Raw genomic sequence first — 13,730 nt, forward strand, 5'->3', positions numbered from 1 at the left:
ATGAAAATTAAAAACATCTGAATCAGCAGTTCATGGCTAAACCAGTCTGGTTTCATACGACAAAGACCAGAATGGATCCTGATGTCTTATCTTCTTGCCCCCGTCTGGTGCTGGTGTGAGTTATGGAATCTTCATCCTAGGCACAGATCCGCCGTTGGATCAGAATGGAGTAATTGAAAACATGCACCGGTCATTCATTGTTCATCCACTTCATGATAAAAACGGGCTGATTTTAATAAGTCCGGTTTCCTCTTTACCAAAAAACACGGATTGCTAGATTCAGCAAGACAACCCCTGAGACGTATCTCAAATGGCGCATCTTGGATGAAAATGCCTGAAGCAAAACTTCACAGACAAAGAAGAGAACAATGAGTTTAGCCATCATCTCGCCTACATGCACTGCTCCAATTTGAAACTTCAGCACTCCTGGCAACATTAATGCCAGGAAAAGTAATAAATAATCCATGGGGTTAGGCTGAAACCGTTTATCTTTGTCCAAATAAATCGCTAACAACAACCCGATGATCAGCAGAATAAAAAATCCCTGAAATAGTCCCGCCAGCGGCGATGCCGCTTCTGAGAGGACATCTTCGACCCAATACAGAACGAACGTGGATCCCAGATAGAGTGCCATTCTGGTAGTGAGAAGAATTGATTTCTCATTCCCCAGCATACCAACCAACACCAAACCGACAAGTCCCAAAGCAAGATACGAAATTTCTGTAGGTATGGAAAAAGATGAAAGCACCCCCAGCAGAAAAAATCCCATCATGCCGACCAACAGACCATATAGGCACCATTGGGAAAGCCATTGGTTTGAATCGACCCAATTTCGCCAGTACAAAAACGCCTTACTCCATTTTCGAAAAGTATTTGAGTGCAATCGACCGGATCCCACACCATAATAAAACGTGCCAAACCCGGCCAGTATGAGAAGATACATTCCCATTAGGAACCCATCATTACTCCAGCGGGCTCCATAGGCCATCATTACCAACATTAGTTGCAAGCCATAGAGGATGAGAACGACCTGATGATGTGAAAAACCGAGCGATAACAACTTATGATGAACGTGTTGCCGATCGGCCTTAAATGGAGATCCCCCTGAAAGCAGTCGTTGCAGGGTGACCGCGACCAAATCCATCAACGGGACAGCAAAGATAAACATCACTAACCAGGAACTGATCGGAGAGCGATCAGACTGCGTCAAAAGCAACGCCGACACCCCCAATACAAATCCCAGAAACTGACTACCCCCGTCTCCCATAAAGACTCGTGCAGGATAGGTATTAAATCTCAAAAACCCCAGTAAACCACCCATGACCGGAAGCGTAAGATACAGGACTAAACTGTCATTGATTTGGTAGGCCAAATAAGCAACCAGTGCGAAGCTGGCAAAGGATAGGCCCCCCGCCAATCCATCCAGTCCATCCGAGAGATTCATGGCATTCGTCACCGTAACCAAAAGGAATATTGTCAAGGCAATGGAGGCCCAGGAGGGCAGATCCACGCCTAATAGGGACGAAAGGGGTTGCCATGAAATTCCTGTGGATAGGGTAACTACTCCAGCCGCTAACACCTGCCCCATAAATTTGTAACGAACCGGCAAATCGAAAAAGTCGTCCAGACTCCCCATACAAACGATGATGAGGGCACCCGCCAGCGTGCCAAGCACCACCTGATGGTGAGGTGCCCAATAGCCAATGGCAACCAACGCACCTAGCGCAAAGGCAATGCCCCCAACTCTGGCGATTGGTTCTTTATGAACTTTTCGCAGATCCGGCTGATCGAGTATTCCCATTCTGGTTGCACCAAGCATGAGACATGGAGTCAAGAGGGTGCCAATCAAAATAGAGAGTAAAAATGCATAGAACAGGATGCCTGTCATTCACGCCTCAAACAGATGAGATAAATAAGAGCAATTTATGATGAAAGTTAACGCTGTGCATCCGAGAACTGGGATCGAGTTTTCGGCAAAATTTTCCACGCCAGCCACGATAACCAATGAAATATCCTTCAGATCAACAATGGGACCTTTCAACGAGAACAAATTTGTGAGCACTTCCTGAGGGAGCAGGCAGAAGTAATAGGTTTTCTCTGAAGACGAATGAGCTAAACACTCAAATCAAATTCAAACGCAAAAGTTACACCAAAGTTTCAACCTGAGTTTATACCGAGCAATTGATAAAAATGATCCGGATTCCATAACAGGACCTATTGATTCAGCAGGTGAATCCGAACGGATTGCCTGTTCAAAGAGATCATTCGCTTTCCCTCATGACGGTTCGCTCGCGACCATCTTAGAGATGCAGAAAAATCTCGACGAAAAGCAAAACCTAGAACGCCCTGCACTCATTGAAAAACAAATTTTGAAACCGACCGATTTACCTGCCCCGAGTATTACGTTGCAATATCGGGTAACACATCATCAGTTTTACAAGGATTTGAATTGGAAAAGGCGGAAATGAATAGAGGAAGATAAAAGGATTGATGTGAAATTAAAACCGAACCCATAGCATTTATGAAAATGATTATATAATTATAAAATCGTAAGATAAATATATTAAGTGCAACAGCTGATCAACATACACAAATCGAATCGTGCAAAGCAACCACTAATTAAAAGGAACAGCTGATAACATTATAAATAAAGCAAAAGATATACCGAATGGCGAACAAAAAATCTCGCAAATAATTTCACAATAGTAACAGTTATTTAGACATAAATTTCAAAAAAAACTAATTTAAAATCTCAAGTAATATGTATTAAAAATATAACAGTATTACTACGTAATAATCGAATTCACTCGATTAACTTCAAACATATGTCTAGCGTTTTCAATGTTTTTTGCCCACCGTCGTGAAGATTTAAGCTTCGCAGGCTTCTACCTACAGTAAACCATTAGGATTTCACTCTGCCAAAAATTTATCGTCGAAATAAAATGCATAAATTAAGGAACATCAGCTGATAGGCAGGCATTTATTTATATACTGCCGAAACCGAGACGTGATAGCTGGAGAGGACTTTCTAAAAGGTGCCCAGCTTTCTCCTCTGAGAAACAATGAAGGCTTCTGCATTTAACAGAATGCCTAGTGCTCTGTGCTTATCAGGAACAGACCAAGACCACGGGAAGGGCTATCATGACGGACTTTCAGAAAACTATGGGCGGGGCCGTTTTCTGAAACGATGTCTCTATGGTGCAAACATTTATGTCACATCTATTGCCAATCCTGATCAGGCTCTGGAATTTCAACCCTCTCAGTTATGGTGTTTGCTTTGCTGAACTGGAAATGGCGATGGTTTCTTCTGGAGATTCGGGGGACCATCCTCCACCCAAGGCTTTATAGAGTTGCACCATCGATACCAAATGCAGCCGATGGGTGGATGTGAGTTCGAGTTCGGCAACGAATAAGTCTCGTTTGGCGATGAGCACATCAACATAACTGGTCAGGCCGCCTTTATAACGAAGATCGGCCAAACGCAAGGCCGAACGCAGGGCCGTCACCTGTTCCTGCTGGGCTATCCGTTGAGAATCGGCCGTGCGCACCGCCACCAGGGCATCCTCCACTTCTTTGAAGGCCACAAGAATGGTCTGCTCGTAATGCGCCAGCGCCTGTTTCGCCTGGGCCACTGCGGCCTCTTGTTGAAATCCCAGAATTTGCGCATTGAACACCGGACCGGTGAGTCCCAGCCCGGCTTGTCCAAATTGACCGGTGCCGGTCACCAAACTTGATAGTTGAGGATCCGCGGCGCCAAGAATACCCGTAATCGAGAACTTGGGAAACCGTTCCGCTTTCGCGACACCAATGCGGGCCGTGGCCGCTGCCAGTTCGTGTTCGGCTTGCATGATATCCGGGCGGCGCTGGAGCAATTCCGAAGGCAGGCCCGGCGGGACCGTTGGCGGAAAAACCTGCTCGGTGAGAATCCGGCCTCGTGGAATCCTGGAGGGATTCCGGCCAAGGAACACACTCAATTCGTTTTCCTTCTGGACCATTTGCCGCTCGAATTGGGCGACCCGGGCCGCCGCATTGGCCCGTTCCGACTCGAATTGGTCGGCATCGAGTTTGGAAGTGATTCCCTGTCGTAATCGCGCACGGGCGATTTTCACCGATTCTTCCCAGGAATCAAGCGTGCGTTTGGCAATGTCCAATTGCATGTCGAACTGCAACAGATCCAAATACGCTCCCGCCACACCACTCACCAACTGGAGGATAACGGCCCGTCGATTTTCTTCGCGGGCAAGCAGATCGCCAAACGCCGCTTCATTTGACCGACGGATGCGTCCCCAGATATCAATCTCCCAATTCAGATTCCCGATACCAAAATAACTAAAGTTGCTCGGAAATCCCGGTCTGGCAAAACCGCCGAACTTCCCTAAGACCGGAGCATTGAGTTGCGTACTTAATTGCGGCGCAAAATCCATTCGTTCAATGAACACTCGAGCTTGAAATTCCTCGACACTGGCGGCCGCTTCCTGAAGATTTTTATTTTCCTCCAACGCTACACGAATGAGTTTTTGCAATTCCTCGTCGTGGAGTAATTCCCACCAGGGAAGATTGGCGATCGATTCCCCTTCAGTATCGGACATGCGGAACTGGTCGGCCGTTTTGATATCGGGCCGCGAGTAGTCCGGTCCCATGGCGCAGGACATCAGCAACACGGAGGACAAAAAGAGGCCACAGACCGACCGCATGTTAGGGTTCTCCATCCAAGACGGACTCGGTCAGATCCTCAGCGGGAGAGGACGCAGACCTCCTCCGCACGCGGTGAGCGAGCTTCCTGATCAGCACAAAGAACAACGGCACAAAAAAGATCGCTAACAGGGTTGCCGCCAACATTCCGCCGAAGACGCCTGTCCCGATGGATTGGCGACTGGCCGCGCCCGCGCCGGACGCAATCACCAGGGGCACCACGCCAAAAATAAATGCCATCGAGGTCATAATGATCGGCCGGAATCGAAGACGGACGGCTTCCAAGGCTGCCTCCACCAACGGCATCCCTCCCTCGTAGCGATGATTCGCAAATTCAACAATGAGTATCGCGTTTCGTGCCGCAAGGCCGATTAAGGTCACTAAGCCGATTTGAAAGTAGATATCATTGCTCAAGCCCCGCATCCACACGGCGGAGAGGGCCCCGAAGAGGCCGAACGGCACGGCAAGAATCACCGCAAAGGGCACCGACCAGCTTTCGTACAACGCGGCAAGCACCAGAAACACCATCAAGAGGCCAAAGGCAAAGGCAAAGATGGACTCCGTTCCGGTCTGCCGTTCCTGATACGATATTCCGCTCCAATCGATATCATACCCTTGTGGTATCAGAATCTCCTGAGCCAGTCGTTCCAACGCATCAAGGGCAGCCCCTGAACTATATCCGGGAGCCGCGGCACCCAAGACCGAGGCGGTATTAAATCCGTTGAAATGCGTCACCGTATCCGGCCCACTCGTAAATTCCGTACTAACCACCGAATCCAACGGCACCATCGTGGAACCTTTGGCATTTCGGGCACGCACATAAATTTTCGAGATATCGTCCGGACTCGACCGGAACTCCGGCAACGCTTCGGTCTGCACGCGATACACCCGTCCAAACTTGATGAAGTCGTTAATGTACAAATTCCCAAAATACGCTTGCATCGTATCGAACACCTCGGAAATGGGCACGCCAAGGGCTTTGGCCCGTTCCCGATCCACCTGGGCATACAGTCGCGGCGCCGACACGCGAAAACTTGTGCCGATCGCACCAATGGCCGGATCTTGTTGCGCCTTGTTCACAAATTGTTGCGTGATGGCGGCAAATTTTTGGAAATCTCCACCGCTCGGATCCTGTAATTGTAATGAGAAGCCACCGGTGGCCCCCAAGCCGCGAATAGAAGGCGCGTTAAAAGCCAGAATCAGCGCCTCGGGTATTTCGGCAAATTTTTTGAAGGCGTTGCCAATCAGGGCTTTGACATGTTGGTCCGGTCGAGTGCGATCATCCCAATGATGCAGAGGCACAAACATGGTGGCTTGATTGGCCCCGCGGGTGTTAAAGACGAAGTTCTGCCCGACAAGGGCATCAGTTGAATGAACCTCGGGCACTGACAGAAAATAGCTTTCCACCTGCTTGAGGACTTCAATCGTGCGTTGTTTGGAGGCGCCATCCGGCAATTGAATGATTGAAATAAAGTATCCCTGATCCTCTTCAGGTAGAAAACTGGATGGAAGGGCCTTAAACAACCCGCCGCTGACAACAAGCAAGACGCCAAAGATGGCAAGGGACAGCACGGCATGTTTAAGAATCGTGCTCACCGTCCCCACATATCGATTCTGCACCCAATCGAATCCGTCATTAAATTTCTTCCAAAACCGGTTCTCCCCGTCCTGCTTCGGCTTGAGAATCAACGCACAAAGAGCCGGGCTCAACGTCAGGGCCACGATCCCGGACAGGACCACGGACAGCGTAATGGTGATGGCAAATTGCTGATAGAGTTCTCCGGTAATCCCCCCCAGAAACGCCACCGGCAGAAAGACCGCCGCCAGTACCACGACGAGCGCAATGACCGGTCCGGTCACCTCCGTCATGGCCAGCTTCGCGGCTTCCTTGGGCGGGTGTCCGTTCTGAATGTGCCTGGCCACGTTTTCCACCACCACAATGGCATCATCCACCACAATCCCGATGGACAGCACCATGCCGAACAGGGTCAAGGTATTAATTGAAAATCCCAGGCTGACCATGCCCGCAAAGGTGCCGATCAATGAAACGGGAACGGCCACGGCCGGAATTAATGTTGCCCGCCAGCTTTGAAGGAAGAGGTAGACCACCAGAATAACCAGGATCAAGGCTTCGCCCAGCGTCTTCACCACTTGTTGAATGGACACCTCAATGAATCGGGTCGTATCGTACGGGATGTCGTATGAGACCCCGGCCGGAAAAATTTTTGTGAGGCTGTTCATCTCGTCCTTGATGCGTTTCATGGTTTCAAGGGCATTGGCTCCCGGGGAGAGGAATGTCAGCAGGAAGACATTCGGTTTGCCATTCCACCGTCCCTCGAGGTCGTAGGACTGCGCGCCGAGTTCGACTGTGGCGACTTCTCCCAGCCGTACCATGGAGCCATCCGGATAGGCCCGGACAATCATGTCTTCGAATTCTTTGGCCTCGCTCATTCGGCCTTGTGTGATCACGGGAATGGTCATCTCGGTACCACTGGGGGCAGGCTCACGCCCGATCCGGCCGGCCGGGAAATCCCGGTTTTGCTCACGAACAACATTCGCAATGTCGGTGGGCGTCACATCCATTTGCGCCATGCGAATGGGGTCTAAAATGAGACGCATGGAGTAGTTCTGTCCTCCAAAGATCAACGCATCCCCCACTCCGGGAAGCCGTTTGATGTTGTCCACGATGCGGAGGATCGCGAAATTTGAGAGGAAGACCGTATCCTGACGAGGATCACTGGAACTGAGCGCCACCACCGCCAGCATATCCGGAGAGACTTTTTTGACTGTGATGCCCTGCCGGACAACCTCCGGCGGAAGCTGTGGCTCCGCCAGGCGTTGACGGTTCTGAGTTTGCACTTGCGCGATATCGATATCGGTCCCGATCTCAAAGGTCAATCGGATGGTCATATGGCCGTCGTTGGTGCTGGAAGAATCGTAGTACAGGAGATTATCGATCCCGGGAAGTTGCACCTCAATCGGCCGGGCCACGGCTTCGGCCACGACTTCCGCACTGGCACCGGGATAATCCGCCTCGATCTGAACCACAGGAGGGGTAATCTGCGGAAACTGCGCAATGGGAAGAATCTGAAGAGACACCAATCCCACGACCACGATCACAATGGAAATGACCGTGGCAAAGATCGGTCGGTCGATAAAAAAATGAGAACTCATGAGTTCTCCTGTGCGGTTTCAGAAGGTGTCGGATTCTCATGGCTCGGGCTGTCCGATGTAACCTCTCCATTCCGGAACGGCACGGGATTGACTTGCATTCCCGGTTGGATTCGATGAAATCCTTCAACCACGATCCGCTCTCCCGGCTGAAGGCCCTCTTCAATGAGCCACTCGCCCCCACGCCAACCGGTGGCGTCCACTTCACGCACTTCGACTTTATCGTCGGCTCCGATCACATTCACAAACGTACCTTTCGGGCCCTGTTGCACCGCACGCTGGGGAATCAAAATCGCATCGGTCCGGATATATCCCTTCAGCCGGATGCGGACGAATTGTCCGGGATACAAATAGGATTTACCGGGAGAAAGGTCGGCCTCAGGATTGGGAAAGGCAAAACGTCCCTGCAAGGTCCCCGTCTCCGACCGGATGGCCACATCGGCAAAATCCAACTTACCTTCGTGGGGATAGACACTGCCATCTGCGAACGTCATGACTCCGCGTAATTGAAAGAGATCGGGCCTCTGGACTCTGTGGGCCGCCAGTTCACGCCTCCGCCGCAACAAATAGGTTTCCGGAACCGACACATTCACATACATGGGATCCAATTGATCGATGGTGGTCATCAGATCTGTCTGGGCAGACACCAGACGTCCTTCATAAAATCGACTTTTCGAAATACGTCCCCCGATCGGAGCCACGATCAGGGTGTTGCTCAGATCAAACCTGGACTTGACCAGATCGCCCTGCGCTGCTTCCAAAGCGGCTTTGGCAGCTAATCCTTCAGCCACGGCATCGTCCACGTCCTTTTGACTGACCGCTTGTTCTTCCAGGAGAGGTTCGACGCGAGCGAAGTCCTGCCTCGCTTGTACCAGTCGAGCCTGCGCTTGTGTCACTCTGGCTTTGGCACTCAGATAAGCCGCTTTAAAGGGCACGGGGTCGATGAGATACAACCGGTCACCTTGCTTGACATTCCTGCCTTCGGTGAAAAACACTTTCTTAATGATGCCCGTCACCTGGGACCGGATCTCCACCGGGCGAAAGGCCTCGGTTTGTCCGATGAATTCGGGTTCATCGGGGAGATCCTGGGTGGTGACTGTCACCACTTCCACCGTCGGCGGTGGAGGATCAGGGGGTGAGGTCGCTCCCTGCCCACATCCTGTAAGAACAACCAGGAGTATCCCGATGATCCTACGAATCACAGCGTTCCCATTGCCAAAGTGAGCTGAAACGGACCTGAGTATGGTTGCACTCATCTGGTTGGTTTCCACCAATTCCGGTTAATTCCATTCACGGCATTCATGCCGGAATTATCACATTGTGCTGTTCTCTGAATGATTGGCTCATCCATAAGGGTGCTTTTCCTTCATCTTCATTGCAGGACATCCTCTTCTTTAAATGGGTAGACGCAAGTCCTCCCCTATTATTACAGCCGGACAAATAAATTCATATTTTTGAGAAACTCATTCTTTTCCCATCGTTCATCTTGTTCCCCTTCGTTCCACGCTTTTTTCACAAGAGAGTCAGGGAGCTCGAATATCGGCTTACTCAAGTCGCCCCATCCTTCCGGCACGATAATCGTTCACAGCCTGCACGAGTTCTTCATCAGTGTTCATGACAAAAGGGCCCATGCGGGCAACCGGTTCCAGAATGGGTTCTCCACTTAGCACCAACACCCTTGCCTCCTCCGTGGCCTCAAGATCCACCTGCGTCCCCTGCGGGTCACAAAGGGCCATTTCGGCCTCCCCGACTTTGTCCGATCCATTCACGACCAACTTCCCACTAAGGACGAACAGGCCGGTATTATATCCAACCGGAAGACGTAACTCAGCCCGGTGTCCGGCGAGCAAACTCAGATCATACAGGTGCACGGGCGTGAACGTCCTGGCCGGCCCTTTGAGCCCCTCATATTCCCCGGCGATCACACGGATCACACCGCCTGGTCCACCCAGATTGGAGTGCGGAATGTCCTCATTGAGCACGGTCTGGTAGCGGGGTGCGCCCATCTTTAATGACTTGGGCAGATTGACCCAGAGTTGAATCATTTGGAGCGTGCCGCCCTCCCTGGCCCAGGCTTGTTCATGAAGCTCTTCATGCACCACTCCAGAAGCCGCCGTCATCCATTGCACATCACCCGGTCCGATGGTTCCTCCGTTTCCGGCCGAATCCCGATGCGCGACTTTTCCCTGATAGACGATGGTCACGGTCTCAAACCCACGATGAGGATGCTCCCCGACCCCCCGCCGTTGATTCGTCGGAGGGAACGATGCCGGACCTGCATAATCCAGGAGCAGAAAGGGACTGATTTCTTCGGTCAGATTTTGGCTTGGAAAAATATTCCGTGCCGGAAACCCGTCCCCTACCATGTGAGTGGACCCCGGTTTGTAGATTCCTGAAATCGATTTCATCTGCGTCATGGCATCCTCCTTTCCGCAATACTGTTTTCTCGGATCATATGGAATTTATGGTTGTGGCCTTCCAGCTTTACGTTGTGTATCAGAATTCCATCTTATGGTTTGCCAGAAAAAATGCCTGGCAAGGTGAACGCATCGCACTTGTGTACCCCGCTTTCGTGTCAATGTGATGTTCTGTGTTGCCGGGTTTCGCCCCGGCAGGCGAGGCCCTTTTGTTCCGGCAAAAGGGCCCAAAACCATTAACGCCCCGTCTGACCTCATTAAAGCGGGGGACGCCAGACTGAGGAGGGCGGACCAACTCGCTCCGCTCAAACAAGGCCCGCCAGCTGATGAGAGCGTCCCCCCGGTGGGCCAGACGGGAGGCGTCGGACCATTGGAAAAACCTTCTAGGGACTTCCATGAACGAGGAGCCATATATTCGGGATGATCCGTTTTCTCAGAATATTATTTTCCAGATCGAATGATTTCCTCAACGTAGGCCCGGGTCAGACAACCGGAAGAGAGAAAACTCGCGCCCTGCTGAAAGACCCGTCTCAAAAATGCTTTTCCTTCCTGATCCAAATACGTCACCGCCCGCAGATCCAGTCGACGTGATCGACCCGGATTCTCAGCGCATGTCACCTGCCAACACCGTTCGGCTTCAATAACGGTAGGTCCGGCAAGCCGGCCTTCCAACTGCAGGGTGATCGTTGTGTCTTCTACGTGAGCGGTAACTCGGAGCATGACCTCATTCCTTATCAAAACCGTTGAGAACAGGAAGCCTGACTCCCGTGGGCCACCACAGTCCTTCGGGGCGGAACAACCTGTGGTGACCAATGTGAAAGAATACGGATTGTGCTATTCGTCTAACTCGCTAATGTCCGTTTCAAATTTTGCCACCCAAAAAGGGAATAATAAGCCTTCCTCTTCCGTGACACGGCTCGTATCATCCGTGATAAAAATCTTCCCGAATGATTTTTCCATCCTTCCAGGTTTGCACGGCCACCTGCTGCATCTTCACCCGATTTCCGCCTTTAAAGGTCAGGTCAAACGTCCATTCCACCGCAGCATGATCCCCGTCAACGATGACCCGTCCAGTCTTTGCCCCATGAAATTCCTGAACATTATCTAAAAACTTTTGCTCATATTCTCGATTAGCCGCTTTTCCGACTCGCTCGTCTTTTAGGTTTTCGCTCATCACGACGTTGTCGGCGTAATACTTATCAAAAGTTTCCAAAAGCTTCCCGCCCAAAACCCCATCGATCACGGCTTGAACCTGTTGTTGAATACTCATAAGAACTTCTCCTTTCAATGAATAAAATTTTACCCTTCACACCGCGAATTGAAACATCAACCAATTCATCCAACATCATTCCTATGATGACCCGATAGGAATGAGTGCCCCATTCAGGGCCTCAGCCTCATCAGAGGCGAGAAACACAAGAAGCGCGGCAATGGCTTCGGGCTTCACCCATTCGTTGGGATCGGCGTCAGGCATGCTTTGTCGATTAGCCGGCGTATCAATAGTGGATGGCAACACCCCATTCACTTTCACCCCCGAACCAGCTAACTCCAGAGCCAGCACCCTGATCAGCACAACAAGACCGGACTTAGAAACAATATAGGCCCCGGCTCCAGGAAATGGATCAACAGCGGCCTGAGCGGCCATATGAATGATCCGGCCGGAACCTTGCTTTGATATCAGGCGAGTCGCCTCCCTCGACAGCAAAAAGGCCGACGCCAAATTAAGGGATACCATTTTGGTCCATACCGATACTTCCGTCTCCGAAAGGCGACCCATGGCAAACCCTCCAACCAGATTAATCAAACAATCCATGCGTGTAGCTTTTTGCACGGTCTCCTTCATCAGCCGCTGAACCTCAGCCTCATCGGTGACATCCGCTGAAATGCCCAGCCGCCCTTCCGGAAGCTTCTCGGGAAGTTCCCGACCCACCACCACTACCTTGGCACCCGCTTGGGAGAACTTCTCGGTCACCGTCTGTCCTAATCCACCCAAGGCCCCTGTGATCATGACAACTTTTCCATTCAGGGATATCATCATTCGGCTCCTTCGTTGTCTCTCTGCCTTTTTCTCTTCCCACGATTCTCCGCCTCAGAAGATGGGCCCGATCTCTCACCACCCGGCAAGAGTTCGAGCCACATCATACTAACACCCGAATACTAACACCCGACTCGTTACTCGTGAGTTTTCCCTTTGGCATTGATGCTTTTTTCGTCATGCGAAGCACGATGAAGGTCGATCACCGTGCCGCCTTCATTCACTTCAACCGTGACCAAGGCGCCCTCCTCAATGGGCTTGGTTTTGATTTCCAGCCGACCAAGCGGAAACACCTTTTCTCCATCAGATGTCTGCAATTTAATCTCTTTATTCATTTTCCCCATGTACACCAACTTCCCCGTATAGAATTGATGTGTGCCTTCTTCGCCTTTGGGATGCGCCTCGATGACCGCGTTGTTCTCATCCAGCACCAAGGTCACTTCATCTCCCACCTTGGGGACCGCATGGCCATGCCGATGAGAAGCATTTTCGGTCAAAGAATAGTCTCCCGTGGGCGTTTTGACGGTGAGAATACCGCCTTTCTCCGTTGTCACGACTCCGGTGACCTGCTTGTGTCCATGGCTGACGCCTTTAGAGTCCGCGTGCCCGATACCGGACATGAGAAGAAACATACCCATCACTGCTGATAACACAATTACCTGGAAATTCATTGTACGGTTCATCACTTCCTCCTTTATGGTTATTGAATGATTACTGCCCCAATCCTGACGGGCTTTGCGACTTATTCTTTCTTGGTTCTGTATCATCGTGTGATTCCTTTTTTTTTTAAGATTTATGACTAGAACACTTCTATCACTCAAGCTGCCGCAGTCCGACGAGTCCCATCCACGTGGGTTGATTCCTGCCGTGCAAGCCACCTTCCAATGACCTGATCGACCGACCACTTCCCGCCGCCTGTCACCATTAACGAAAGGCCCATGCCAATGACGAGCAGGTGATACTCGAACCCTTCGCCGGCCTGTTGGCCAAACCAGTTCATAAAAAACCCGTTGGACCAGTGCACCGTCGCGATGGCCCCCAGCATAATGATTCCCAAACTGGCCGCGGTGAACCGCGTCATGAATCCGGCGGCCAGTGCAAGCGCGCCAACCGATTCTCCCATGATGACCAGAAAGGCAATCACCCAGGGCAGACCCATCTGTTGCGTAAAGAATCCCATGGTGCCCTCAAACCCGTTTCCTCCATACCATCCCAATAACTTCTGAGCCCCATGAGGAAAAATGACCAGCGCCAACATCACTCGCAAAATCACCGGCGCCCACCGATCTTCTGTTTGAAAAAATGCTTTCATGGCTGACTCTCCTTTGTGAATGAATACATCTGATTGTTTTGTTCTTGTGTGTTCTCACCAAAGCTTTGTTGAACTCTTACCCTTTACATATGGCAAGAGCCGT

General features: G+C 51.0%; 10 protein-coding genes. All 10 read right to left on the reverse strand.

Annotated elements, in window-relative coordinates:
- Positions 1 to 253 precede the first annotated feature (253 nt).
- Complete coding sequence (locus tag PP769_RS18770; RefSeq protein ID WP_312643176.1) at positions 254 to 1,888, reverse strand: glycosyltransferase family 4 protein; 1,635 nt, start codon at positions 1,886 to 1,888, stop codon at positions 254 to 256.
- A gap of 1,375 nt (positions 1,889 to 3,263) precedes the next feature.
- Entirely contained in the window at positions 3,264 to 4,694 is a 1,431-nt protein-coding gene (locus PP769_RS18775) for an efflux transporter outer membrane subunit (RefSeq protein WP_312643178.1), read from the reverse strand.
- Between the two features lies 1 nt (position 4,695).
- On the reverse strand, positions 4,696 to 7,866 hold the full coding sequence (locus PP769_RS18780; protein WP_312643179.1) for a multidrug efflux RND transporter permease subunit: 3,171 nt from the start codon (positions 7,864 to 7,866) through the stop codon (positions 4,696 to 4,698).
- Positions 7,863 to 9,065, reverse strand: a complete 1,203-nt coding sequence (locus tag PP769_RS18785) for an efflux RND transporter periplasmic adaptor subunit (RefSeq protein ID WP_312643181.1) — start codon at positions 9,063 to 9,065, stop codon at positions 7,863 to 7,865. The genes PP769_RS18780 and PP769_RS18785 overlap by 4 nt, the downstream gene beginning before the upstream one ends.
- 342 nt (positions 9,066 to 9,407) lie before the next feature.
- A complete protein-coding gene (locus PP769_RS18790) occupies positions 9,408 to 10,271 on the reverse strand; it encodes a pirin family protein (protein ID WP_376753458.1) in 864 nt (287 codons plus the stop codon).
- A 450-nt stretch (positions 10,272 to 10,721) separates the two neighbouring features.
- Complete coding sequence (locus PP769_RS18795; RefSeq protein ID WP_312643185.1) at positions 10,722 to 11,000, reverse strand: hypothetical protein; 279 nt, start codon at positions 10,998 to 11,000, stop codon at positions 10,722 to 10,724.
- A gap of 202 nt (positions 11,001 to 11,202) precedes the next feature.
- Positions 11,203 to 11,550, reverse strand: coding sequence for a SnoaL-like domain-containing protein (locus PP769_RS18800; protein ID WP_312643187.1), 348 nt, complete (start codon positions 11,548 to 11,550; stop codon positions 11,203 to 11,205).
- A gap of 81 nt (positions 11,551 to 11,631) precedes the next feature.
- Positions 11,632 to 12,318, reverse strand: coding sequence for an SDR family NAD(P)-dependent oxidoreductase (locus tag PP769_RS18805; RefSeq protein WP_312643189.1), 687 nt, complete (start codon positions 12,316 to 12,318; stop codon positions 11,632 to 11,634).
- A 134-nt stretch (positions 12,319 to 12,452) separates the two neighbouring features.
- Positions 12,453 to 12,998: a hypothetical protein gene (locus PP769_RS18810; RefSeq protein ID WP_312643192.1), complete on the reverse strand. Its 546-nt coding sequence runs from the start codon at positions 12,996 to 12,998 to the stop codon at positions 12,453 to 12,455.
- 134 nt (positions 12,999 to 13,132) lie between these two features.
- Positions 13,133 to 13,627: a DoxX family protein gene (locus tag PP769_RS18815; protein ID WP_312643194.1), complete on the reverse strand. Its 495-nt coding sequence runs from the start codon at positions 13,625 to 13,627 to the stop codon at positions 13,133 to 13,135.
- Positions 13,628 to 13,730: the final 103 nt, after the last annotated feature.

Origin of the sequence: Candidatus Nitrospira allomarina (genome assembly GCF_032050975.1) — a bacterium.
In the GTDB taxonomy this organism is placed as follows: domain Bacteria; phylum Nitrospirota; class Nitrospiria; order Nitrospirales; family UBA8639; genus Nitrospira_E; species Nitrospira_E allomarina.

Bases quoted from the DNA above. Each gene is read 5' to 3' on its own strand.
- PP769_RS18770 (WP_312643176.1), bottom strand. From the start codon at position 1,888: ATGACAGGCATCCTGTTCTATGCATTTTTACTCTCTATTTTGATTGGC.
- PP769_RS18775 (WP_312643178.1), bottom strand. From the start codon at position 4,694: ATGCGGTCGGTCTGTGGCCTCTTTTTGTCCTCCGTGTTGCTGATGTCC.
- PP769_RS18780 (WP_312643179.1), bottom strand. From the start codon at position 7,866: ATGAGTTCTCATTTTTTTATCGACCGACCGATCTTTGCCACGGTCATT.
- PP769_RS18790 (WP_376753458.1), bottom strand. From the start codon at position 10,271: ATGAAATCGATTTCAGGAATCTACAAACCGGGGTCCACTCACATGGTA.
- PP769_RS18795 (WP_312643185.1), bottom strand. From the start codon at position 11,000: ATGCTCCGAGTTACCGCTCACGTAGAAGACACAACGATCACCCTGCAG.
- PP769_RS18800 (WP_312643187.1), bottom strand. From the start codon at position 11,550: ATGAGTATTCAACAACAGGTTCAAGCCGTGATCGATGGGGTTTTGGGC.
- PP769_RS18805 (WP_312643189.1), bottom strand. From the start codon at position 12,318: ATGATGATATCCCTGAATGGAAAAGTTGTCATGATCACAGGGGCCTTG.
- PP769_RS18810 (WP_312643192.1), bottom strand. From the start codon at position 12,998: ATGAACCGTACAATGAATTTCCAGGTAATTGTGTTATCAGCAGTGATG.
- PP769_RS18815 (WP_312643194.1), bottom strand. From the start codon at position 13,627: ATGAAAGCATTTTTTCAAACAGAAGATCGGTGGGCGCCGGTGATTTTG.